We start from the raw sequence: 23744 nt of genomic DNA, 5'->3' as shown, positions 1-23744 counted from the left end.
TTTACTTACTTTCAGTAGGGTTAAAATATTAAAAAAATCATCTTTATTTCACTGGACGTCCATGAGCAGAACATCTACATTGTCAATGCAAGCGGGAGATGCCTGCTTGCACTATCATTAAGCATGTAAGGAAATTGATAATGGCAACTGGTACTGTCAAGTGGTTTAACGATACAAAAGGTTTCGGCTTCATCTCTCCTGATGACGGTGGCGACGATCTTTTTGCCCACTTCTCTGAAATTCAGGCTGAAGGCTTCAAATCCCTTCAAGACGGTCAAAAGGTTTCTTTTGACGTCACGCAAGGCAAGAAGGGCCTTCAGGCCTCCAATATTCGTCCTGCTTAATAGCTAGCGTTTATTGAACTATCGCTGAACGTATTTCACGATGGTTATTAAAAAAGGCCCACGGATTTATCTGTGGGCCTTCTCGTTGGAAAACACTTCCAATCAACTGCTATTCGCTTGCAGATTCTTCCTCTTGATTTGCATTGTTCTGATTCATACTGTCCTGAGCAGCTTCGTCTGAATCCAGCACTTCACTGCCTTGCTCTTTGAGTTGATTGAATTGCTCTTCAAGCTCTTGCTGAGCTTCTTCGAAACGACGTTCGGTATCATCAATAAATTCCTGAACATTCTCAGCTGCCTGGCTGTCTTGTGGCGTCGCTTCGTTACCCGTTTCCGAAGAGAATTCATCCGCCGCTGTATTCAACTCGGACTCAACATATTCTGTGGCGTCATCAAGCTGGGCTTCAGCATCCTGGAGTGTCTCGTTTGCCTGGGACTGAGCTTCTTCAAACTGCTGATCCAACGCTTCCTGGGCTTCATCAAAACGCTGTTCCGTGGCATTGATCACCTCATCAACCTCTGAGGACGTCACTTCACCGGGCAAGGCAGAATCTTCATCCAGTACAGATTCCGGATCAGTTGTCAGCGTTTCCTCATCGGCGGTAACGTCTTCCCCACCGGACACAACCGGCTCTTCGGATACGTCTTCCGCCTGTTGTTCTACGGATGCTTCCTCAGCAGAGGCACCTTCAATCTGCTCAGCTGACACTTCATCAGCAGCAGTTTCCTGCTCAGCGACAGTGTTATCCTGCTGCTCTACCTGCTCACTCGCGGTGGTGCTTTCATCTGTAGCCGTGCTTTCAGATTCCGTGCTGTCGCCGCAGGCGCTTAACAGAAGTGAAACAGCTATCAGGGTGGGAAGCCAAAAACGGTTTGCCATGTCCATATTCTCCATATCATCAAATTTAATTGCTGTGTATTCCTTTAAGGCACCAGCAGGGCAGAGTCGGCGCACATAGCCACTGACAGTGCCAACGGCTCTACCTCTGCTGTAAAAGCCTCAAAATGACGTGTCTCACCATCCAATGTCAACGGCCAGCAAGCCTCCATAGGCTGACTTGTCACTGAGATTTTGCGGGTTGCAAAGTAACTCACAAATTCTCCCTCAGCGGGAAACGACTTTAATTCTTCCAGTAACCGAGGCAATTTGGCGATGCTACTAAAATCACGCACCATCAGGACATCAAGGTAGCCATCGTTCAACCTTGCCCTGGGGGCTAACAGCTGCCCACCCCCAGACTGGCGCCCATTGCCCAACCCAAGCAGCAGCAAAGACGTTTCAACCTCTCCTGCCCCCAGTTAAGAGTACCCTGATAGCTGCGATGTCGCCACGCCTTGGCTGCCCCCATGATCGAGTAGGCCCCACCCCCAGCAGACGTTTCAACCGCTTGGGTGTGGAAGAGGTCACTTCAGCACCAAAACCGCCCGTCAGCATGTTGACATAGTACTGATTGACATAGTGCTGATTGACATAGTACTGATTGACATAGTGCTGATTGACATAACGCTGGTTAACAGGGTTTTGGGTACCCTCGTCCTGGGCCGTAATGTGGGCTTTTGACTGAGTGGCATTGATCAGCACCACATCAATTGCTTGTGGATCAAACTCGCAGACTGCCTCCAGCGCCTGTTGCGGTGCCAACGGTAGCCCTATCGAACGGGCAAAGTCATTGGCACTTCCCAACGGCACAACTCCCATCACCGGGCGCTGCTCTCTGGGCAAGCGCATCAAGCCGTTAACCACCTCATTAACCGTTCCGTCACCGCCACCGGCGATCACATGGGTAAAACCTTGCTGACCAGCCTGATGAGTAAACACGGTTGCGTCACCCTCTTCCCAGGTGACGCGCACGGTGAGATCCATGCCGACGTTGCGCTGCTGATAGACAGCGTTGCGCAGTGCAAGTTCACCTGATGACTTACCGTTGACGATCAAGAGGTAACGAGGAGCAGGCTGACTCAATATGATTTCCTTTGTCCGGCTATTGTTGGTGTCCTGATCAATCTAGGCCAGGGCCTTCTCAACGACCTCATAGACATTGGCTGAAAGCGGTTCTTGCTGAATGCGTAACAAGGCTTCTTTCATCAAGGCCTGACGCGTCTCATCAAAACGCTGCCAGCGAGTCAGAGGTGTCACCAGGCGCGCCGCAATTTCAGGATTCAGACGATTGAGCTCAATCACCACATTGGCCAACAGGCGGTAGCCTTCACCATCAATGCGGTGGAAGTTGACCCGGTTCTGGGTAAAGGCACCAATCAGGGCGCGTACCCGATTGGGATTTTTAGCGAGAAGGCGGGATGCTGCATCAGATATTTGACCCGCTCCAGCGCATCTTGCTGGGGTCTTGTGACCTGTACGCTAAACCACTGATCCATCACCAGAGGATCATGTGCCCACTTCTCGCCAAACGCCTTCAATGTTGGGCTCGCCAGATCGTCACGGGAACTATGCACCAGCAGCATCAAGGCATGGCGTACATCGGTCATATTGTGAGCCGCCTCAAATTGCTGCTGGCAAAGCGCAATCGCTTCGGCATCTTCAATCGCCATCAGGTAGGCAAGTGCTACGTTTTTGAGGCTACGCTGGCCAATCTGCTGGGGCGTCGGCGCATAGGGCTCTGCGCTGATATTCGCCTGATAGACAGCCAGCAGCTCATCACGCAGCGCAAAGGCCAATGACTGCCTGACAAACTCACGCGCCGCATGAATAGCATCCACATCCACCAGCGGCTGCTGCTCGGCAATATAGGCTTCGGACGGCAATGCCAGCATCTCAGCCAGAACCGCTTTATCGTCGGTGTGAGTGGTCAGCAACAGGCGATAGGCGTCGGTGACCCGGCTGTCCATGACTTTCTCAACCCCGTTGCGGTGAGCTGCAATCAGGTCGTCCAGTGCCAACATAGCAAGGCGCTGACCCGCATCCCAGCGGTTGAAGCCATCGCTGTCATGGGTCAGCAGAAAGGCCAGCTCTTCGCGTGAATAGGGGAACTGCAGCTTCACCGGTGCAGAGAAGTTGCGCAGCAGAGACGGCACGGGAGCCTCAGCCACATCGGTAAACACAAAGGTCTGTTCAGCTTCATGCAAATGTATAACGGTATCCTTACCGTGTTTTTCACCGTCCAGCGTCAGGGTCAGGTCCTGGCCAGACTTGGTGCCGACGAGCCCCATCCTGACCGGAATATGCAAGGGTTGTTTGTCAGTCTGGCCTGGCGTTGCTGGCGTTCGCTGGCGCAGGGTCAGATGATACTCGGCATGGGCGTAATCATATTCACCGTGAGCGTCGATTTCCGGCGTACCTGCCTGATCATACCAGCGCATGAACTGGCCAAGATCCAGATGGGAGACTTCAGCCATACAGGCAACAAAATCTTCGATAGTCACCGCCTGGCCATCAAAGCGTTCAAAGTACAGATCACTGCCTTGACGGAAAGTGTCCCACCCGACCAGATTGCATAGCATACGAACGATTTCAGCACCCTTTTCGTAAATCGTCAGGGTATAGAAGTTGGTAATTTCAATGTAGTGGTCAGGCCTGACAGGATGAGCGCTCGGCCCCGCATCTTCAGCAAACTGGGCAGTGCGGTAGAAAGACACATCCTGAATGCGCTTGACCGGCGCTGAGTTGGTATCCGCTGAAAAGCATTGATCACGAAAAACCGTAAAGCCTTCCTTGAGAGACAGCTGAAACCAGTCACGGCAGGTCACCCGATTACCTGACCAGTTATGGAAATACTCATGGGCGACAATGCCTTCAACCTGCTGAAAAGCCGCATCGGTGGCGGTATCAGGGTGGGTCAGCACTGCAGCAGAGTTAAAAATATTCAGGCCTTTGTTTTCCATGGCCCCCATATTGAAGTCGTTGACCGCCACGATCATGAACAGATCCAGATCATACTCACGCCCGTAGGTCTTTTCGTCCCATTCCATGGCCCGCTTGAGCGATGCCAGAGCGTGGTCAGTCTTGCTGAGGTTTTCTTCTTCCACCCATAGCTGCAAAGTCACCTCGCGGCCGTTCATGGTGGTGAAGTGATCTTCAACCTTGCGCAAATCTCCCGCCACCAGGGCAAACAGATAGCAAGGCTTGGGGTGAGGGTCTTCCCAGGTCACAAAGTGGCGCCCACCTTCGAGCGCGCCCTCTTCCACCGGGTTCCCGTTGGCCAACAGCACGGGTTCCTGATCTTGGTTACCGATCACGGTCACCCGGAAGGTCGCCATCACATCGGGGCGGTCAGGATAAAAGGTGATCCGCCGGAATCCCTGCGCTTCACACTGGGTGCAATACATGCCATTTGACTGGTAAAGCCCCTCAAGCGCCGTGTTTTGCTCAGGGGCAATCATCACCTCACTGTCGAGTACAAAGGCGGCCGGTACCGTGTTGATCACCAGCCCGTGGTCATCAACCCGGTATTCATGCTCTCCCAGCGGCTGGCCATCAATCGCCAGCGCTTCAAGAGTGAGCTTTTCACCTTCAAGCACCAAGGGGGTCGTGCTGGTCACTTCTGGGTGGCGCTCTATCGACAGGCGGGCACGAACGCGGGTATGGGAAGGGTCAAGATCAAAGGTCAGCTCGGTATGGGTCACCCGGTAAGCAGGCGGTTGATAGTCGCTGAGGTAAACCGGCTGGGGTTCGGACATGATGCATGACTCCTGATGCTATAAAAGCAGTTGAAATAATGAAAGGAAGGCAAGCGCCTTCGCTGTCCATGGCGCTGGGTTTAATCGCGGAAGTTGTCGAACTGCAAGGGTAAATCCGGCCCTTCTTCGCTGCGCAAAAGCGCCATGATACCTTGCAGGTCATCACGCTTTTTACCGGTCACGCGCACCTTTTCGCCCTGAATCTGGGCCTGCACCTTGGCTTTAGTGGCCTTGATACGCTTGACGATATCCTTGGCATCAGCGGCTTCCAACCCTTGCTTGAGCTTAACCGTCTGCCGCGCTTTGACACCTGACAACTCAGGGTCTTCAGGTTCCATGCAGCGCGCATCAATACCGCGGGCAATCAACCGATTGCGCAATACATCAAGCATCTGCTTGAGCTGGAAATCAACTTCCGCTTCCAGCGTTACGCTTTCTCCTTCCAGTGTAAAGCTGGCATCAACGCCCTTGAAATCAAAGCGTGACTGGACTTCGCGGTTGGCTTGATCCACTGCATTAGTGGCTTCGTGCTGATCAAACTCAGAGACAATATCAAATGAAGGCATGGTGTATTCCTGATTTAAGATAGTTTTCCATTCTAGAGCAGCAACCCTATTCACGGCCAACGCTAAGGCCATTTTGACTGGTCTGGCATTGTCAGAGCCGTTGACTGGTCGGCGAAAAATCCACAAGGCTTCTACATCAGACGTATTTATTACCAAGAAACCTATAACAAATTGTTGCTGCGGATTCCCTTGGCCATGATCAATCAGGCATACTAGCGCTACTCAATTTTGATCATCAATTCCCAAGAGCAGGTGCAAGCCGCCGTTACTTGGCAAAGAGGAGCTTCATGAGCGATCGCGATTCACGTCACAAGGCGTCGATGGAGAAACTAAAAGCCCATGTCGACGAAAAAGTCGCCAATGCGACCGAGCAGCGCGGACTTTTGCTGATCAATACTGGCAATGGCAAAGGCAAAACCACTGCCGCATGGGGCACCGTTACACGTGCGCTGGGCTATGGTTACCGTGTTGGTGTCGTACAGTTTATCAAAGGACTTTGGGAATGCGGTGAACGCAATCGCCTGGAAGACGACAGCAACCTGGAAGTCGCCATCATGGCAACGGGCTTTACCTGGGACACCCAAAACCGCGAAGAAGACACTCGTGCCTGCACAGAAGTGTGGCAATCAGCCGCCAAAATGCTGGCAGATCCGGACGTCTATCTGGTGGTACTGGATGAAATCACCTATATGCTGAAATTCGGCTATCTGGATATCGAAACGGTCAAGCAGGCGCTGGAAAACCGCCCCCACGAACAGACCGTCGTGATCACCGGACGCAACGCCCACCGGGAACTGATTGACATGGCCGATACGGTGACTGAAATGCAGGAAGTCCGCCACGCTTTCAATAACGGCATCCAGGCCCGTCGCGGTATTGATTACTGAACCATCGAGGCAGCCGTAAAATCAAAAAGGCGCCAATGGGCGCCTTTTTGCTGTTCAAGCCATTTTCAGCCATCAAACGGATTGCGCAATACAATCGTTTCGATACGGTCAGGCCCTGTCGAAATAATATCAATGCTGGTGCCCACCTGCTCTTCAAGAAAGCTGATGTAGGAACGCGCATTGGCAGGCAGATCTTCTACCCGCTTCACCCCAAGGGTGGACTCTTTCCAGCCCGGCAGATCTTCATAAAGCGGCTCAACCGCTTCATAGCCTTCTGAATCGACCGGCGTATCCAGAACATCACCGTCCTTGCTGCGATAGCCCACGCAGACGCGGATATTTTCAAGACCGTCCAGCACGTCCAGCTTGGTCAGACAGATGCCCGATACCGAGTTAATCTGCACCGCATGGCGCAGGGCAACCGCATCAAACCAGCCGCAGCGCCGCGGACGCCCCGTGGTAGCCCCAAATTCATGGCCCCTTTCAGCCAGATGACGACCGTGGTCATCAAACAGCTCGGTCGGGAATGGCCCCGAACCCACCCGGGTGGTGTACGCCTTGGTGATACCCAGCACGTAATCCAGATACAGCGGGCCAACGCCAGAACCTGTTGCAGTGCCGCCTGCCGTGGTGTTAGAGCTGGTCACAAAGGGATAGGTGCCATGGTCAATATCCAGCAGCGAGCCTTGCGCGCCCTCAAACAGGATATTGTCACCCTGACGGCGCAGAGCATGTACCAGGCCTACGGTATCGCTGACCATGGGGCGCAGCTCTTCGGCCATACGCATGGCGTCATCAAGCACTTCCTGGAAATCAACGGCTTCTTCACCGTGATAGCGAGTCAGCACGAAGTTGTGATAATCGAGCACTTCACCCAGCTTGGAAGCAAAACGCTCACGGTGCAGCATATCACCCAGGCGCAAGCCGCGACGTGCCACCTTATCCTCGTAGGCCGGCCCGATACCACGCCCTGTAGTGCCAATTTTGGCGATACCACGGGCTTTTTCACGCGCCTGATCCAGGCGTACATGGTAAGGCAGAATCAACGGGCAGGCTGGCGACAGCCGCAGGCGCTTGCGTACCGGTACATCTTTGGCCTCAAGCTCAAGAATTTCCTTGAGCAGCGCTTCCGGTGAAAGCACAACGCCGTTGCCGATGACGCAGGTTTTGTCCTGACGCAGAATCCCCGAGGGAATCAGGTGCAGAACCGTCTTTTCGCCATCAATCACCAGGGTATGGCCAGCGTTATGGCCGCCCTGAAAGCGTACCACCGCTGACGCCGATTCAGTCAAAAGATCGACGATCTTGCCTTTACCTTCATCACCCCACTGGGTGCCTAGTACTACGACATTCTTACCCATTATGCTCTCGTCTCATCTGCCAGCGTCGTTGGCTGCCAACGACCATCAATTAACTCAAGATGGCGGTCGCATGAATGCGCCGCCGGCCCGGTGTCCTGCCCAGGCAGCGCCTGAATAACTCTTTCGCCACGCTCACGCAGCGTTGCAATTGCCTGATTCAGTGCTTCATCTTCCTGCGCCGGTGCCCAGATAGCACCCTTGGCGGCTGCAGCGGGTGCCAGAGAAGCCAGTTGCTTGAGATCCATAGAGAACCCCGTCGCTGGCCGTGCCCGCCCAAAGGCTCGGCCCGTATCATCATAACGCCCGCCCTTAGCCAGCGCCTGACCATACCCCGGCGCATAAGCAGCAAACATCATGCCAGTGTGGTACTGATAACCGCGCAGTTCAGCCAGATCCAGATATAGTTCAACATCATAGCGAACGCGAATGCCTTCATACAGTGCTCTTAATTCGTCCAGAGCGGCGCTCACACGCGGCGGTGCTCCAGCGAACAGATGACGCGCCTGATCAAGGATCGAAATATCACCGTGCAATTCAACCAACGCATTGAACATGCTGGCCAATGCCGGGTCCTTAACGCTGTCATTCACATGCTCAGCCAGCATCCCAGGGGATTTCAGCGCCAGGGCATCAAAGATGGCCGCTTCCTGATCATCATCAAGACCGGCAGCTTCCACCAGGCTACGGTAGATGCCGATGTGGCCAAGCGCCAGATGAATCTCGTCAGCACCCGCTGCCGTCAGGCTGGAAATCGCCAGATGAATGATTTCACTATCAGCTTCAAGGCCTGCATGCCCAAACAGTTCAACCCCCACCTGAACAGGGCTTCGGCCGCCCTGATTCTGGTCGGCCTGGGCACGTAGCACATTGGTGCAATAGCAAAGCCTGACCGGCCCCTGGCGGCGCATTGAATGGGCATCCATACGCGCGACCTGAGGGGTAACGTCAGCGGTGGCGCCCATCATTCGGCCAGTCAACTGGTCTGTCAGCTTGAAGGTCTGTAGATCAAGATCTGTCCCTGTGCCGGTCAGCAGAGAATCCAGAAACTCAACTGGAGGCGGCATTACCAGATCGTAACCCCAGCAGTAATAGAGATCCAAAAGGGTACGGCGCAGCTCTTCCATGCGGCTTGCCTGAGGCGGAAGCACCTCATCCATGCCGTCGGGCAATAGCCAGCGGTCAGCAATGGTCATGTCAACAATCCTGCGAGACGACAGTGAAGGCCCAACAATGTAATGATTCAGATCACCATGTTAAGACCACAAGGTATGGACCACAAAAAAACCGGGCGACGCCCGGTTACTAGGTCAACAGATATAAAAGTCTACCACGTTTCGTTTATGGGTGAACCCCACCAAGGCAGCAGGGTTACCCGAAACGCCTGGGTTATTGCTTCATTCCTCGGCAGAGGATGGCATGGCACTACGCAGATACTGGAAGAACTCGCTATCCGGCTCCAGCACCAGGAGATTATCGCTGTCAGCGAAGCTCTCACGGTAAGCATTCAGGCTGCGCCAGAAGGAGAAGAACTCGGCATCCTGGCTATACGCTTCAGAGAACACTCTGGCCGCTTCCGCATCACCTTCACCGCGTAGTGTTTCAGCACGCTCATTGGCCTGGGCGATCAGTACCGTACGGCGGCGGTCGGCGTTGGCGCGAATACGTTCGGCTTCTTCCTGACCTTGAGCGCGCCACTCGCGAGCTTCACGTTCACGCTCAGAGCGCATCCGCTCAAATACCGCTGCAGATACGTCATCTGGCAAGTCGATACGTTTGATACGAATATCGCGAATGGCAACACCGAGCTCTTCGCGCATCAGGCTATCAAGCTCTGCTGTTGGTCCTGTCATCAGATCATCACGCCGTTCAGCAATGATTTCCTGCAGATTCAAGCGGCCAAATTCATTACGCAGGCTTTCGTCAACGCGGGGCTGAATCAGGCGGATAGCCATCAGTTCATCGCCCGCTGTTGCTTCATAGTAGCGGGTTGGGTTGATCACTTGCCACTTGACGTAAGAATCCACAATAACCGCTTTCTGCTCCAGCGTAAGATAGCGGCTGGTATCCGTATCCAGCGTCAGCAGACGGGTATCGAACTTGCGAATCGTCTGGGTAATCGGCACTTTAAAATGCAGGCCCGGCTGAATATTTTCTTCAACCACTTCACCAAAGCGAAGCTTTACAGCACGCTGCGTTTCGTCGACGACATAAAGGCTGTTACTGGCTAACCAGGCAACGGCGGCCAAACCGCCGACGATCAGCAGGGATCGATTATTAATCATTTAGCGGCCCTCCCTGCGAATAGAGCTATTACTAGAGTTGGACGATGAACTGCTGCTCTGACCACTGCTCATGCGTTCCAGCACGCGCGGATCAAGTTCTTCATCGTTATTGCTGCTTGAAGACGAATTGCTGTTACCGCGCATCTGATCCAGCGGCAAATACATCAGGGGGCATTTTCACTGACGTCCAGAAGGACTTTTGGCGTACCGCCAAAGACTTCTTCGATGGCATCCAGATACATGCGTTCACGCATGATGGCTGGAGAATTACGGTATTCAACCAGCAGGGAATTGAAGCGGTTGGCTTGACCCTGGGCTTCTGCCACCACTGATTCACGATACCCCTGACCCTGCTCTACCAGGCGCTGAGCCTGACCCTGAGCTTCCGGAATAATCGCGTTGGCGTAGGCAATACCTTGGTTGATTGTGCGTTGACGGTCTTCACGAGCACGAATAACGTCATCAAAGGCATCGATAACCGGATCGGGTGCTGACGTAGACTCAATGTTGATTGTCTGCAGACGAATACCCGCCCCGTAAGAATCCAGGTAGGACTGCAAGCGGCTGGATACCGAGCTGCCCAGAATCTCACGACCTGAGGTCAAAATATCGATCATGTCAGTCCCGCCCACCACGTGACGAAGCGATGAATCGAGGGCATTTTCGATCGACAGGTTCGGGTCGCGCAGGTTGAGGACGAAATCACTCGGGTTGGAAACCTGGTACTGAGCCGAAATTTCCACTTCAACGATGTTTTCGTCACGGGTCAGCATGGACTGCGTCTGGGTCAAGGAGCGAACCCGTGTGACGTTAACCATACGCACGTCATCAATCAGTGGCGGATTCCACTGTAGACCCGGCGTGACGACTTCCTGGAATTTACCAAAACGCAGTACGACACCGCGCTCAGACTGGTCAACCAGATAGAAGCCGGAAGCTGCCCAGATGGCCAGACCGACGACAATCAGCAGGCCAGGCAGTGCAAAGGTGTTACGCGGCTTGTTACCGCCACCGCCTTGGCCGCTGCCACCTTTCTTCTTGCCACCACCGCCCAACATGGTGTTGAGCTTATCCTGAAACTTTTTCAGTGCTTCATCCAGATCAGGCGGGCCTTGGTTGTTTCCACCACCGTTATTCCCACCGTTATTACCGTTTTCAGGCCCCTTGTTGCCACCATTGCCACCGCGGCGGCCGCCGCTGCTCCAAGGGTCGTGCTGGTTACCACCACCAGGCTCATTCCAGGCCATACGTTTTCTCCGCTAAGGTGTCCTACTAAATAATACTGATTGATGCGGCTACAAGAACGACTGATAAAAATTGCTGTTTGACGTCGCTGTAAAATATCATCCAGATAAACTTATACCATTCTAATACAAATGATAAAAGATGTTGTACTCACCATTCCACAGATGTCTGTAATGAAGTAGGTAGATAAGTATCCGCGCGTTCGCCAGTCTGCGCCATTAACTGGTTGAAATCACGCCTTGGCAAACGGATGTCCAGTACAGAGCGTCCCTGTTCATCAAAATATTCTTTCTGCACCGCATTCAGGTCGTGAAGCCCAGCCCTCAACCGCCCCTGTTCCGGGTCAAGCGTCAAAGAAAAGCTGATAACATCCACTGCCAAACGCTCACTCAAGGCCTGCTCTAGTAGCTCAAGCCCCTGACGTGTCTGGGCTGATAGCCATACAACCTCCGGCACGCCCTGACCATCGCGCTCAATCCTCGGGGCGCTGTCCAACTGGTCAATCTTGTTCATTACCTTAAGCATGGGAACATCGTCAGCGCCAATTTCTTTCAGAACGCTGTTGACCTGCTCCACATTCAGGTCTCGGTCAGGGTCGGCAGCGTCGATCACATGCACCAGCAATGAGGCTTCAGCGGCCTCCTGCAGGGTTGCCTGAAATGCTTCAACCAGCTTGTGTGGCAGGTGACGAATAAAGCCTACCGTATCTGCCATCACCACCGGCCCCACATCGTCAATTTCCAGACGCCGCAGCGTGGGGTCAAGGGTGGCAAATAATTGATCAGCTGCATAGACATGAGCATCTGTCAGCGCATTAAAAAGCGTTGACTTGCCCGCATTGGTGTATCCCACCAGCGAGACACTATGAATCTCGGCCCTTGAACGGGCACGACGGTTCTGTTCGCGCTGGCTGCGCACCTTATCAAGGCGCTTGTGAATTGACTTGATGCGTCCACGCAGCAGGCGACGGTCGGTTTCCAGCTGGGTTTCACCTGGACCACGCAAACCAATACCGCCTTTTTGGCGTTCAAGGTGCGTCCAACCACGCACCAGGCGTGTCGACATGTATTCAAGCTGGGCTAGCTCAACCTGCAGCTTACCTTCGTGGGTACGTGCACGCTGGGCAAAAATATCCAGAATAAGCCCAGTGCGATCAAGGACACGGCATTTAAGTTCATGTTCAAGATTACGCTGCTGAGAAGGACTTAAACCATGATTGAAAATCACCAGTTCAGCCTGGTGAGCAGCGAGCATTGCCCGCAGCTCATCAAGCTTGCCTGAACCGATAAAGGTGCGCGAGTCCGGTCGGCTTCGGCTGGCTGTCAGCAGTGTTGCCGCTTCTGCTCCAGCAGAACGCACAAGTTCCAGGAATTCACCGGCGTCTTCGCGTGCCTGGTCATCATGAAAATCAACATGAACAAGAACTGCCGTTTCACCGGCATCTGGGCGCTCAAAAACAATCAATACCTCGTAGATTGGCTGACCGAACTCAAGGTTCTAGTCTTCAGATTCTGCTGCCGGATCCTGCACTGGCAGACGTACATTACGTGATGGCACTACGGTCGAAATAGCGTGCTTGTAAACCATCTGACTCACGGTGTTGCGCAGCAGGATCACAAACTGATCAAAGGACTCGATCTGGCCCTGCAACTTAATGCCGTTCACCAAAAAGATGGAGACCGGAATGCGCTCCTTGCGCAAGATATTCAAGTATGGGTCTTGAAGGGACTGCCCTTTGGACATGTTACTCTCCCTAAAACTGTCGTTGGGGTTGGTTGTTAAAGGAGTGCCACCTGGACACACCACAATCTTGTTACCCGAACGGCCTGCTATCGCATGACCCTTCGAATGGCTATCTTATAAGCCGTCATGAAAAACCGCTTAAAAAAACCAGCAATGAATTAACCATCTTACGCTAAGCACTGCTTTCACGCACGAGTTTCAGCACCTTATCAAGCGTGTCGGGTTGCTGAATGTTAAACCAGCAGGCATTTTCCCAGCGCCGCAACCAGGTCAGCTGACGCTTAGCCAGTTGGCGCGTTGCAATAATACCAAGCTCTTCAAGGCTTGCCCTGTCATAGCGGCCCTCAAGATACTCCCACACCTGACGATAACCCACGCTTTTCAATGCGGGTAGGTCTGAGTGTAGATCACTACGCTTTCTAAGGGCACTGACCTCATCAATCAAGCCCTCAGCCAACATTTGTCGAAAGCGTAAGGCAATGCGCTGATGCAGAAAGCTTCGCTCTTCAGGCGCCAACACCATAGAGACGACTCGCCAGGGAAAAGGTGTCACCGCCTGTTCAGCCCACAGCTCGCTCATTGGCCGACCTGCCACCCTATACACCTCCAGCGCCCGAAGTGTCCGCTGCGGGTCGTTGGGGTGTATGCGCTGCCCGGCAAGCGGGTCAACTTGCTGCAGCTTGGCATGCAGGTCTGCCAGGCCGTCGCGCGCCAACTCCTGCTCAAGCTCAGCGCGTACGTCAGGCGAGGACGGCGGCAGGTTTCCACCACCTTCCAACAGCTGCTTGAAATAAAGCATGGTGCCGCCCACTAGCAGAGGCACCTTTCCGGCTGCGCTTATTTGTCGCATCTCACGTAGCGCATCGGTGCGAAAATCTGCCGCCGAATAAGGGTCAGCCGGATCGCGGATATCAATCAAGCGGTGAGGCGCACGTTGGAGCTCTTCTGCGCTGGGTTTAGCGCTACCGATATCCAAGCCACGATAAACCATGGCGGAATCCACGCTGATCAGCTCGCAGCCACACTGCTCGTGAAGTGCCATGGCCGCCTCGGTTTTACCTGCAGCTGTCGGCCCCATCAGAAAAAGCGCCAGCGGGCGTTCATCAATCATGCATTTGCCTTGTTAAATGACCTTGATCGAAAAAATCACTGCCCACGCAGAAAGAGCTTATCAAGGGCTTTCATATTCATCTGGGTCCAGGTTGGGCGACCGTGATTGCATTGATCGCTGCGCTCGGTACTTTCCATATCGCGCAGCAGTGCATTCATTTCATCCAGCGCCAACCTGCGGTTGGCGCGCACACTGCCATGGCAGGCCATGGTGGAAAGCAGCGCCTGAATGCGCGCCTCTACCTGCTGAGAACGCCCGAAACGGGCCAGTTCATCCAACAGGCTACGCACCAGCGGCTCAGGGTCAGCATTGGCCAGCAGCGCGGGAAGCTGGCGCACCAGCAGGGTTTCAGGCCCGGCAATATCTATTTCAATACCCAGCTGAGCAATCGCCGCCTGCTCGCTTTCCACCGTAGCGACCTCCCCTCGGCTGGCTGCCAGTGATACCGGTACCAGAAGCGGCTGGGTATCAATGCCATTCTGGCCCCACTGGGTTTTCATGCGCTCATAGACAATCCGTTCGTGGGCGGCATGCATATCCACCACCACCAGCCCTTCCTGGTTCTGGGCCAGAATATAGACCCCATGCAGCTGACCTAGCGCATAGCCAAGCGGAGGGGCGGCGGTTGGGTCTTCGGCGGGCATTAGATTAGCTAGCGGCTGTTCATTGACCTGGTGCTCGGGGTCAGGTGTCGCGTTTTCTGACGCCCTGGTTTGTGGCGTCAACAGGGATGCTTCATGGTCAGGATGCAGCGCCTGATAGCCCTGCATGAAACGCCGCACCCGCGCCGCACCGGGGTGTCGTTCGCCATGAGACGATAGGGCCATGCCCTGCTGCTCCCAACGCGCCTCAGGCGCTGACGGGGTGCTCGTATCGTCCCCTGGCTGAGCAGCGCTTGTTTGATCACTACCTGCATCCATGAGTGGCTTATCAATGCTGTGACTACCAGCACCTTGACTATCAGCGCCTTGATTATTGACGTCTTGATTCTCAGCCGCTTCGTGGGGTTGGGTATGCGCCAGACAGTGGTGCAGGCTGGAAAACAGAAAATCGTGCACCATACGGCCATCTCGAAAACGCACTTCGTGTTTGGTTGGGTGAACGTTGACATCGACAACATCCGGATCAAGATCCAGATACAGCACAAAAACCGGATGGCGACCGTTGTAGAGCACATCCCGATACGCCTGGCGCACAGCGTGTGCCACCAGGCGATCCCGCACGACGCGGCCGTTAACAAAGAAATACTGCTGGTCAGCCTGGGAGCGGGAGTGGGTGGGCAGGCCAACCCAGCCGGACAGACGTAATGAACCGGCCTGACGTTCTATATAACGGGCATGTTCAATGAAATTACGCCCGAGCAGCGAGCTTATCCGGCGTTCACGCGACGCAGCGGAATCGACTGCCGGCAGTTGGTGCACCACTTTCTGGTTATGCCTTAGCACCCAGCTAATGTCATAGCGTGAAAGCGCCTGGCGGCGAAACGCTTCCTCAACGTGGGCAAACTCGGTTTTTTCAGTGCGCAGAAACTTACGCCGGGCCGGTGTATTGAAGAACAGGTCGCGTACGCTGACGCTGGTACCCCGCGGGTGAGGTGCAGGCGACACACGTGCCTCCATGCTGCGCCCTTCTGCTACCACCCGCCAGCCATCGGTAGGGTCTTCGGAGGCATTAGACACCAGCTCAAGGCGAGAAACAGAACTGATTGAGGCCAGCGCCTCGCCACGAAACCCAAGCGAACTCACGCCCTCCAGATCCTCTAAGCTGCCAATCTTGCTGGTGGCGTGTCGCGCCAGCGCCAGCGGCAAGTCCTGCTGGCCAATACCAATACCGTCGTCGCGCACCTTGATCAGGCGAGCGCCGCCCTGCTCAATGTCCACCTCGATACGATGACTACCGGCATCTATGGCATTCTCAATCAACTCCTTGGTCACCGATGCTGGGCGCTCGACCACTTCGCCAGCAGCAATCTGGTTAGCAAGGCGCGCATCCAGTACCTGAATACGCGTTACCGGCGTTTGCGCTGTAGACGCCACCTGAGTATCGGACACAATCACCTCGTGTTTAAAACCTTCTCAGAACCTTCTCAGAAACTTCAGACATATCGTCGGTACCAAAGCCGATTTGTCCGACGTTACCCAGTACAGGAAAGCGGCTCAAGAGCGCGGAATACGTAGCACTTGCCCGACGCGGATCACGTCACCGTTGAGGTTATTGGCCTGCTTTAACTGGGGCAGCGGCACTCCGTGACGCGCGGCAATGGTTGAAAGCGTGTCGCCGGTTTCAATGCGGTACTCGTTACCTTGCGGGTTGCGCTGATTATCCCGTTGCCAGGCCAGCAGGCTGGCCGGTGGCGGGTTGCGCTCAAAGTGAGCCCGCAGCCCATTAAATACCGCCGTGGCAATATTTTCCTGATGCCGCGCTGTTTTCAGGCGGCGCTCTTCCTCAGGGTTGGAAATAAATCCGGCTTCGATCAGCAAGGAAGGAATATCCGGCGACTTGAGCACCATAAAACCGGCCTGCTCGACCCGCGATTTATGAAGTCGATTAATCCTGCCCAGCTGATCCAGCACCTGCCCGCCAATTGACAGAGAATCGTTAAGGGTCGCTGTCATGGTCAGATCAAGCAGTACGCCGCGTAACACATGATCCTTGTCCCTTAGCGACAGGCTGCCATCTACGCCACCAATCAGATCTGAACGGTTTTCGCTGTCAGCTAGCCACTGAGCCGTTTCTGAAGTGGCGCCGCGCTGCGAAAGCGCGTAGACGGAGCTACCGTTGGGGCGAGGGCTGGTAAAGGCATCAGCATGGATAGACACAAAGAAGTCAGCTTTCTGGTCGCGGGCCAGCTGGGTGCGCTGGCGTAAACCAATGTAATAATCGCCATCACGAATCATCACCGCCCGGAACCCGGGTGTCGCATTAATCTGAGCTGCCAGACGCTGGCTGATCTGCAGCACAATATCCTTTTCCCGGGTACCCTTGGGTCCGATCGCCCCCGGATCTTCGCCACCGTGACCCGGGTCGACGGCAATAATGATATCTCGGCGTGGGTGTGGCTGCGCCTCACGACTCACCACTTCTTCGGAGACTGTCGGTGGAGTGCCGCTGGCCGCCGCTTCAACCTTGGTACGCTGCGCTTCAATCTCCTGCTCGCGAACCATTGCTTCGATGGGATCAATCGGGTTTTCAACTGGCGCCTCTCCCGGATATTCAAGGTCCACCACCAAACGATGACCGTACTGGTCATTAGGCGACAGCATGAAATGCCGTGGCGATACTTCCCGGTTGAGATCCAGAACAATGCGCAGATCCGTGCCGTTACGGATTCCGCTGCGAATACTTGAAATGGCACTGCCTTCCAGTGGCAGAGTGCTGGTATCCGTCTCCAATTGGCTATTATCCAGATCAATCACCAAACGGCTCGGCGAGTCCAGTTCAAACACAGTGGCACTACCCGGCTTGGAAAGATCAAACACCAGGCGCGCATGATCCGGTGCTGCCCATAGGCGCATGCTTTCAACATCCGCCGCCAGCACCTTCCCGGTGATGGATAACAGCAGCCACATCAGACAGACGCCTGCTAGCTGGCGCCTATCTCCCCCTTTGTACGACCACCGCTGCTTCATAACGACTCACTACGTAGATTGACTGGTCAATGGTGACACCTGAATATCGCTACAAAGCTTATCGATTCAGGCCAATACTATCTGCCCAGTCAGTTAATATATTTTTAAAATTCGCCCACCGACAAATTTTTTAACCATTGCTGACCGCGCTGAGTGAGGCCTTCAAGGGTTGCCAGGCGCCCCCTGTCCGCCAAGGTCAGGTGGATATGAAGGTCTGCTTTGGGCAGCCAACCTTCCCCACGGCTTGGCCATTCCACCAGACACAGGGCGTTATCGTCGAGCACATCGCGCCCACCAATAAACTCAAGCTCTTCCGGGTCACCCAGGCGATACAGATCCAGATGATAAATCCGTTGATCTCCCAGTTCATAAGGCTCTATCAATGTATAGGTTGGGCTTTTGACCGCTCCCTGGTAGCCATAGGCACGCAGAATACCACGGGTCAGGGTCGTTTTACCGGCGCCCAGATCACCTTCCAGATACACCCGCCCGGCGCCTTCAAACACCCGCCCTAATGCTTCACCAAAGGCGACATGACGAGATTCATCAACCAAAGCCAGCTGCATACACTCAGAACCTCAAGGGTTGATCAATTGACGTGCATAGAATGCCAGATCACTGGCCAGCAGGCCACGTTCACCCTGCGCGTCCGCTGCTCTGTCAGCCGCCAGGGCATGCACCAGGGTTGCAAGCCAGGCACTTTGTTCAATGTCATAGCCTTGTGCCAGCAAGGCGCCCAGAATACCGCTCAGGGCGTCGCCCATGCCGCCGCTGGCCATCCCAGGGTTACCATACGGGCACACCACCAGGCCGCTGGGCCCGGCCACCAGAGTGCCTGCCCCCTTTAAAATCACGCTTCCACCGTAGTGTTTTTGCAATGCCCGAACAGCGGCCGGGCGATCCTCCTGCACGGCGGCCGTGGTGATATTCAACAGCCGGGCGGCTTCCCTGGATGAGGCGTCAACACCCAGTCATCACGCTGCATCTCTGGCCAGTAGCGCGCAAGAAGGTTGAGGCCATCAGCGTCGATCACCAGCGGACGATGAGTCTCCAGAGCAGACTGAAGCATTGCCTGCCCCCAGGCACCCTGCCCCAAGCCAGGGCCGACCACCAGGACATCACTCTGGGTTGTAAGCTCACCCAGATCAGCCACGCCGCGCACACTGTGCGCCATCACCTCAGGGCAACGTACCAGGCTGACCGTGATATGCTCTGGTGCCGTGGCGAGGCTGACCTTGCCCGCTCCAAGGCGTGCTGCCGCCTGGGAGGCGATCAGTGCAGCGCCGCCAAAGCCAGGAGCGCCCCCGAGCACCAGCAGATGGCCCATATCGCCTTTATGGGCAATACGCTGGCGCGGCGAAAAGGCTTCTTCCAGCAGGCACTCATCCAGCAGCCAGGCGCTGGGCGGAATATCAAAAAACGCCTGGGATTTAACCCCCAGCGGGCGAAAATCAACATCGCCCGTGTAGGCTGGCGCATCACCGGTGTGCAGGCCAATCTTGTCGCCAATAAAGGTCACCGTGCAGTCAGACTGGATGGCACACCCAAGCACAGCGCCTGTATCAGCCTCTACGCCAGACGGAATATCAATCGCCAGCACCGGCTTGCGCGCCAGATTAATCGCCTTTATCACCTGGCGAAAAACACCTTCCACCGAGCCACGCAAACCGGTTCCAAGCAGTGCATCAACAATGACCTCACCGTGAAAAGCAGTATCACGGTGCCAGTTTTCACAGCCGACACCGGCGGCTGTGGCCAGTTCGGCGGCCTTGGCAGCATCCCCGCCCAGCTCTTCCAGTGGCGCTGTGGTAATGCGCTGCACCTTCAGGCCGGACTGGGCAGCCAAGGCGGCCAACACGTGTCCGTCGCCGCCATTGTTGCCACGCCCACACACCACGCTGATGCTGCGAACCTGCGGCCAACGGGCACGAAAACCATGCCAGGCGCTGGACGCCGCTCGCTGCATGAGTGCAAAGCCATCAATGCCACCGGCAATGGTGCGGCGATCCAGTTCGCGCACCTGCTCTGCGCGGTAAAGCGGTCTCAACCGGGAGGTATTCAAGAGACTCACGGGCGCTCCTTTAGCCAATAATCAGCGTGCATGTTGTCACTCGGGTTAATCGGTTAGCATAAGACGCTCATTCTGACCGCCTGATACTTGCGCTGTTCCTATCATGAAGAATACACCTACACCTGCAAACCTTGAAACAGCGGCTCAATCGCGTACTGTTCTGGCCCCTGATCAGCTTGATCAGCTCGCCGCCGATATCAAACGCTGGGGGCAGGAACTGGGATTTCAGCAGGTCGGTATCAGTGATATCGACCTGCATGCCCACGAACAGCATCTGGACGACTGGCTGGCCCAAGGCTATCACGGCGACATGGGCTTTATGGCCAAGCACGGTACCCGCCGCACACGCCCTGCAGAGCTTGAACCTGGCACCCAGCGGGTCATCTGTGCGCGGATGGATTACCTGCCCGCCGATACCCAAAGCATCGAACAGCTCAACGGCGCCGCAAACGCCTATATCTCACGTTACGCCCTGGGCCGTGACTATCATAAACTGATGCGCAAGCGCCTGGCCCAACTGGCTCAAAAAATTGAACAGGCCGTGGGCCCCATCGGCTATCGTGCCTTTGTTGACTCTGCCCCTGTCATGGAACGCGCTCTGGCTCAGAAAGCCGGGCTTGGCTGGTTTGGCAAAAACGCCATGCTGCTTAACCCGAGCGCCGGTTCGCTGTTCTTTCTCGGCGAGCTGTATACCGACCTGCCGCTTCCCGTTGACCCGGCGTTCGAGAACGAGCACTGCGGCAGCTGCAATGCCTGCCAGACCGCCTGCCCCACTGGGGCTATCGTGGCCAACAAAGTCGTCGATTCAAGGCTGTGCATTTCCTACCTGACCATCGAACTGCATGAGGCGATTCCCGAACACCTGCGTCGCGCCATCGGCAATCGCATCTACGGCTGCGATGACTGCCAGCTTTTCTGCCCTTTCACACGCTTTGCGAAGCCGACCCAGGAAGCCGACTTCCACCCCCGCCATCAGCTTGAGCGGGCTGAACTGCTCACCCTGTTTGCCTGGAGCGAGACAGAATTTCTCGACAAGACGGCAGGCAGTGCCATACGGCGCATTGGTTATCAGCGCTGGCTGCGCAATATTGCCGTGGCGCTGGGCAATGCTCCCTGGAGCCAGGCAACCGAAGCTGCGCTGTGGGCGCGCCGCAGTTACCCCAGCGCCCTGGTGCGTGAACACGTGGCCTGGGCGCTCAGTGAACAGCATAGCAAACGCCGTGACGTGATTGCCTCAGGCTGATCGCGGCGCTGTCACTCTTCTTCGTCATTACCCTCAGGCAGGCGCAGAAAGGTATTGCGGTAGTGCGCCAGCTCATCAATGGATTCCTTGATGTCGTCCATGGCCAGATGCACGTTGCGCTTTTTAAAGCCGGCCAGGGCACCGGGGTTCCAGCGCTTGGCCAGCTCCTTGAGGGTCGAGACATCCAGGTTGCGGTAATGGAAAAACGCCAGCAGCTCCGGCATTTCGCGTTCAAGGAAACGACGGTCCTGATGAATACTGTTGCCACACATGGGTGATGACCCCGGCTCCACGTATTGGCGCAAAAATGACAAAGTTTCACGCTCAGCCGTTGCGGTATCGGTCTGGCTGGCCTTGACCCGGGCCGTCAGGCCAGATTCCCCGTGGGTCTTGGTACACCACTCATCCATCTCTGCCAGCAGCGAATCCGGCTGTTTGACGGCAATCACCGGGCCTTCCGCGACAACATTAAGGTCGGCATCGGTGATCAGGGTCGCCACCTCGATAATGCGCTCCTTTTCCGGGTTCAGGCCGGTCATTTCCAGATCAATCCAGACCAGCCGATCTTTACGCGGCGCGCTTTTTTCGCTCATGCTTTGCTCCATGGGTAAAAGGTGTGACAAAAAGTTGTGAAAAGTGATTTTGATAAATAGTGCATCACTGGTCTGACGAAAATCCGTACAATGGTGGCTATTGTACCTGTGAATGGTACCGACAATCAGGTGGTCATGAGTAAACGTAAATTAAGTCGCCAACAGCGCTGGCGCGTTGAAAAGATTCAGGCAGAACGCGAAAAGCGTTCCCACAAGCAGCAGGCCAACGAAGACGAAAAGCTGGCAGCCGGTGAATACGGTGCAGAACAGCCTGGCCGCGTCATGGCCCATTTTGGCCGCACCCTGGAAGTACAGGATGCTGACTTCAAGGCAGTGCGCTGCCATTTGCGCGCCAACCTTGATGGCCTGGTCACCGGCGACAATGTCATCTGGCGCGCAGGCCAGGACGGCTCCGGCGTCGTCGTTGCGCGCAGTGAACGCAACAGCGTACTGAAGCGCCCCGACGCTCGCGGGCAGCTGAAACCGGTAGCGGCCAATGTCGATCAGCTGCTGATTGTGTTTGCTGTGGAGCCTGCCCCCCACGCCAATCTGATCGACCGCTATCTGGTCGCCGCTGAGGCAACCGGCATCAAGCCGGTGCTGGTACTTAACAAGGTAGACCTGCTGCCCGAAGATGGCGGCGAACTGGGGTTGCTGCTGGCCCGCTATCAACAGCTGGGTTACCCGGTCGTCAAATCCACCACCGCCAGCGAAGCCGGCCTCACCACCCTGCGCCAGCAGCTTTCCGGGTGTACCTCGGTGTTTGTCGGCCAGAGCGGCGTGGGTAAGTCTTCGTTGATCGATCAGCTGTTGCCGGATGAAACCCTGCGCATTGGCGCCCTGTCAGAAGACTCACGCAAAGGCACCCACACGACCACAACGGCGCGCCTTTACCACATGCAGAAAGAAGGCAACCTTCAGGGTGAGTTGATTGATTCCCCTGGGATTCGCGAGTTCGGCCTGACCCACTTGGATGAACAGGCCGTCACAGAAGGCTTTATCGAATTCCATGATTTTCTGGGCCATTGCCGTTTTCGCGATTGCCGTCATATCAACGAGCCGGGCTGTGCTTTACTTGAGGCCGTTGAGGCAGGCAAGATTCATCCTCAGCGCTTTACCAGTTACCGCCGTATTCTCGCCAGTCTGGATACCGACCGTTAAAGGAGGCCATCATGAGCCAAGTGTCTCACCCGTCAACAGGGTCTGAAGCCAACCTGCTGCCGCTGGTTGTTGAACCCGAGCAGCTGAACGCCCATCTTGATGACCCACAGCTACTGATCATCGATGTGCCGATCAACCCGGACAGCTACGGCGAAGGCCATGTCCCTGGCGCTATTTTCCTGGATTTCCGCTTTCTGATGCGTGGCGAAGGGCCTGTGCCCAATGACGTGCCGGACGTGGAGGCTCTTTCCCGGCTGTTCAGCGCTCTAGGGCTGACCCGAGATACCCACGTGGTGGCCTATGACGATGAAGGCGGTGGCTGGGCCGCACGCCTGCTGTGGACTCTGGAGTTGATCGGCCACACGCGCTACTCCTACCTGAACGGCGGCATTCACGCCTGGCGGGGAGCAGGTATGCCACAAAGCACCGAACCCAGCGCACCGACACCCAGTGATTACCGCGCCGAGATCCTCAATCCGGATACCCTGATTAGCGCTGATGATATCAAGGAAAAGCTGGGTAACCCGGGCTTTGCCATCTGGGATGCCCGCTCAGCAGGTGAATACCGCGGCGAGGCGGGTAATAACCGCCACCTTGGGCACATCCCCGGTGCCGTCAATATGGATTGGTTGAATGCCATGGATCGTCATCGTGATCTACGTATTCGCGATTACGCCGAACTGATCACCGAGCTTCAGGCCATCGGCCTGACCCCGGAAATGGAAATTGCCACCCACTGCCAGAGCCACCACCGTAGCAGCTTCACCTGGCTGGTAGGCAAGGCGCTGGGCTTTAACATGCGCGGTTACGCGGGCTCCTGGAATGACTGGGGCAACCGTAATGATACCCCCATAGAGAAGTGAACAAGACACC

At 55.4% G+C, this 23744-nt stretch carries 19 protein-coding genes and 3 pseudogenes; 5 read left to right on the top strand and 17 right to left on the bottom strand.

The features are described 5' to 3' along the window. Positions 1–140: 140 nt before the first annotated feature. Positions 141–344 (top strand): cold-shock protein, encoded by a 204-nt coding sequence (locus HLB35_RS02335; protein WP_100819763.1) that lies wholly within the window; start codon positions 141–143, stop codon positions 342–344. A gap of 109 nt (positions 345–453) precedes the next feature. Here HLB35_RS02335 and HLB35_RS02330 read toward each other — a convergent pair whose 3' ends face one another. The 5 genes and pseudogenes from HLB35_RS02330 to HLB35_RS02315 all read right to left on the bottom strand — a co-directional run bounded on the left by HLB35_RS02330 (position 454) and on the right by HLB35_RS02315 (position 5545). Further along, positions 454–1224, bottom strand: coding sequence for a hypothetical protein (locus HLB35_RS02330; protein ID WP_171701345.1), 771 nt, complete (start codon positions 1222–1224; stop codon positions 454–456). 44 nt (positions 1225–1268) lie between these two features. Then, the gene (locus tag HLB35_RS18075; protein WP_328730975.1) at positions 1269–1601 is read right to left on the bottom strand and encodes a hypothetical protein; all 333 of its coding nucleotides are present in this window, start codon (positions 1599–1601) and stop codon (positions 1269–1271) included. 22 nt (positions 1602–1623) lie between these two features. Then, positions 1624–2307 carry a diacylglycerol kinase family protein gene (locus HLB35_RS02325; protein WP_328730832.1) on the bottom strand — a complete coding sequence of 228 codons (684 nt, stop codon included), beginning with the start codon at positions 2305–2307 and terminating at the stop codon, positions 1624–1626. 42 nt (positions 2308–2349) lie between these two features. Further along, positions 2350–4979: pseudogene (gene pepN, locus HLB35_RS02320) on the bottom strand (aminopeptidase N). Between the two features lie 80 nt (positions 4980–5059). Next, positions 5060–5545, bottom strand: a complete 486-nt coding sequence (locus HLB35_RS02315; protein ID WP_171701344.1) for a YajQ family cyclic di-GMP-binding protein — start codon at positions 5543–5545, stop codon at positions 5060–5062. A gap of 287 nt (positions 5546–5832) precedes the next feature. On the opposite strand from HLB35_RS02315, the gene cobO reads away from it, so the two are divergent. Continuing rightward, positions 5833–6432, top strand: coding sequence for a cob(I)yrinic acid a,c-diamide adenosyltransferase (gene cobO / locus HLB35_RS02310; protein WP_171701343.1), 600 nt, complete (start codon positions 5833–5835; stop codon positions 6430–6432). Positions 6433–6497: 65 nt separating this feature from the next. Here cobO and HLB35_RS02305 read toward each other — a convergent pair whose 3' ends face one another. The 11 genes and pseudogenes from HLB35_RS02305 to HLB35_RS02255 form a co-directional block, all read right to left on the bottom strand. Continuing rightward, the gene (locus tag HLB35_RS02305) at positions 6498–7793 is read right to left on the bottom strand and encodes an adenylosuccinate synthase (RefSeq protein WP_171701342.1); all 1296 of its coding nucleotides are present in this window, start codon (positions 7791–7793) and stop codon (positions 6498–6500) included. Continuing rightward, positions 7793–8986, bottom strand: coding sequence for an ATP phosphoribosyltransferase regulatory subunit (locus HLB35_RS02300; RefSeq protein WP_171701341.1), 1194 nt, complete (start codon positions 8984–8986; stop codon positions 7793–7795). Before HLB35_RS02300 ends, HLB35_RS02305 begins: the two co-directional genes overlap by 1 nt. Positions 8987–9187: 201 nt before the next feature. Continuing rightward, the gene (gene hflC, locus HLB35_RS02295) at positions 9188–10075 is read right to left on the bottom strand and encodes a protease modulator HflC (RefSeq protein WP_171701340.1); all 888 of its coding nucleotides are present in this window, start codon (positions 10073–10075) and stop codon (positions 9188–9190) included. After that, positions 10076–11322: pseudogene (gene hflK / locus HLB35_RS02290) on the bottom strand (FtsH protease activity modulator HflK). A gap of 148 nt (positions 11323–11470) precedes the next feature. Next, positions 11471–12781: a ribosome rescue GTPase HflX gene (gene hflX / locus HLB35_RS02285; protein ID WP_171701585.1), complete on the bottom strand. Its 1311-nt coding sequence runs from the start codon at positions 12779–12781 to the stop codon at positions 11471–11473. 36 nt (positions 12782–12817) lie between these two features. Beyond that, entirely contained in the window at positions 12818–13063 is a 246-nt protein-coding gene (gene hfq, locus HLB35_RS02280; protein WP_171701339.1) for an RNA chaperone Hfq, read from the bottom strand. Between the two features lie 172 nt (positions 13064–13235). Continuing rightward, on the bottom strand, positions 13236–14174 hold the full coding sequence (gene miaA, locus HLB35_RS02275; protein ID WP_171701338.1) for a tRNA (adenosine(37)-N6)-dimethylallyltransferase MiaA: 939 nt from the start codon (positions 14172–14174) through the stop codon (positions 13236–13238). A 35-nt stretch (positions 14175–14209) separates the two neighbouring features. After that, entirely contained in the window at positions 14210–16225 is a 2016-nt protein-coding gene (gene mutL, locus HLB35_RS02270; protein ID WP_328730827.1) for a DNA mismatch repair endonuclease MutL, read from the bottom strand. A 105-nt stretch (positions 16226–16330) separates the two neighbouring features. Further along, on the bottom strand, positions 16331–17743 hold the full coding sequence (locus HLB35_RS02265; protein ID WP_171701337.1) for an N-acetylmuramoyl-L-alanine amidase: 1413 nt from the start codon (positions 17741–17743) through the stop codon (positions 16331–16333). A 164-nt stretch (positions 17744–17907) separates the two neighbouring features. Then, on the bottom strand, positions 17908–18369 hold the full coding sequence (gene tsaE, locus HLB35_RS02260) for a tRNA (adenosine(37)-N6)-threonylcarbamoyltransferase complex ATPase subunit type 1 TsaE (protein WP_171701336.1): 462 nt from the start codon (positions 18367–18369) through the stop codon (positions 17908–17910). Positions 18370–18381: 12 nt separating this feature from the next. After that, a pseudogene (locus tag HLB35_RS02255) lies at positions 18382–19874 on the bottom strand (NAD(P)H-hydrate dehydratase). A 103-nt stretch (positions 19875–19977) separates the two neighbouring features. Between HLB35_RS02255 and queG the strand changes: the two are divergent. Continuing rightward, complete coding sequence (gene queG, locus HLB35_RS02250; protein ID WP_171701335.1) at positions 19978–21117, top strand: tRNA epoxyqueuosine(34) reductase QueG; 1140 nt, start codon at positions 19978–19980, stop codon at positions 21115–21117. Positions 21118–21128: 11 nt separating this feature from the next. Here the strand turns inward: queG and orn are convergent, their stop codons facing one another. After that, entirely contained in the window at positions 21129–21710 is a 582-nt protein-coding gene (orn, locus tag HLB35_RS02245; protein WP_171701334.1) for an oligoribonuclease, read from the bottom strand. A 135-nt stretch (positions 21711–21845) separates the two neighbouring features. Between orn and rsgA the strand changes: the two genes are divergently transcribed. Next, positions 21846–22871 carry a small ribosomal subunit biogenesis GTPase RsgA gene (gene rsgA / locus HLB35_RS02240; RefSeq protein WP_171701333.1) on the top strand — a complete coding sequence of 342 codons (1026 nt, stop codon included), beginning with the start codon at positions 21846–21848 and terminating at the stop codon, positions 22869–22871. Between the two features lie 11 nt (positions 22872–22882). Next, on the top strand, positions 22883–23734 hold the full coding sequence (locus HLB35_RS02235; protein ID WP_171701332.1) for a sulfurtransferase: 852 nt from the start codon (positions 22883–22885) through the stop codon (positions 23732–23734). Positions 23735–23744 lie beyond the last annotated feature (10 nt).

Origin of the sequence: Vreelandella azerica (assembly GCF_013112225.1) — a bacterium.
In the GTDB taxonomy this organism is placed as follows: Bacteria; Pseudomonadota; Gammaproteobacteria; order Pseudomonadales; family Halomonadaceae; genus Vreelandella; species Vreelandella azerica.
This window is presented reverse-complemented; position numbering and strand designations above follow the sequence as displayed.

Bases quoted from the DNA above. Each gene is read 5' to 3' on its own strand.
- HLB35_RS02335 (WP_100819763.1), top strand. From the start codon at position 141: ATGGCAACTGGTACTGTCAAGTGGTTTAACGATACAAAAGGTTTCGGC.
- HLB35_RS02330 (WP_171701345.1), bottom strand. From the start codon at position 1,224: ATGGCAAACCGTTTTTGGCTTCCCACCCTGATAGCTGTTTCACTTCTG.
- HLB35_RS02315 (WP_171701344.1), bottom strand. From the start codon at position 5,545: ATGCCTTCATTTGATATTGTCTCTGAGTTTGATCAGCACGAAGCCACT.
- cobO (WP_171701343.1), top strand. From the start codon at position 5,833: ATGAGCGATCGCGATTCACGTCACAAGGCGTCGATGGAGAAACTAAAA.
- HLB35_RS02305 (WP_171701342.1), bottom strand. From the start codon at position 7,793: ATGGGTAAGAATGTCGTAGTACTAGGCACCCAGTGGGGTGATGAAGGT.
- HLB35_RS02300 (WP_171701341.1), bottom strand. From the start codon at position 8,986: ATGACCATTGCTGACCGCTGGCTATTGCCCGACGGCATGGATGAGGTG.
- hflC (WP_171701340.1), bottom strand. From the start codon at position 10,075: ATGATTAATAATCGATCCCTGCTGATCGTCGGCGGTTTGGCCGCCGTT.
- hfq (WP_171701339.1), bottom strand. From the start codon at position 13,063: ATGTCCAAAGGGCAGTCCCTTCAAGACCCATACTTGAATATCTTGCGC.
- miaA (WP_171701338.1), bottom strand. From the start codon at position 14,174: ATGATTGATGAACGCCCGCTGGCGCTTTTTCTGATGGGGCCGACAGCT.
- HLB35_RS02265 (WP_171701337.1), bottom strand. From the start codon at position 17,743: ATGTGGCTGCTGTTATCCATCACCGGGAAGGTGCTGGCGGCGGATGTT.
- tsaE (WP_171701336.1), bottom strand. From the start codon at position 18,369: ATGCAGCTGGCTTTGGTTGATGAATCTCGTCATGTCGCCTTTGGTGAA.
- queG (WP_171701335.1), top strand. From the start codon at position 19,978: ATGAAGAATACACCTACACCTGCAAACCTTGAAACAGCGGCTCAATCG.
- orn (WP_171701334.1), bottom strand. From the start codon at position 21,710: ATGAGCGAAAAAAGCGCGCCGCGTAAAGATCGGCTGGTCTGGATTGAT.
- rsgA (WP_171701333.1), top strand. From the start codon at position 21,846: ATGAGTAAACGTAAATTAAGTCGCCAACAGCGCTGGCGCGTTGAAAAG.
- HLB35_RS02235 (WP_171701332.1), top strand. From the start codon at position 22,883: ATGAGCCAAGTGTCTCACCCGTCAACAGGGTCTGAAGCCAACCTGCTG.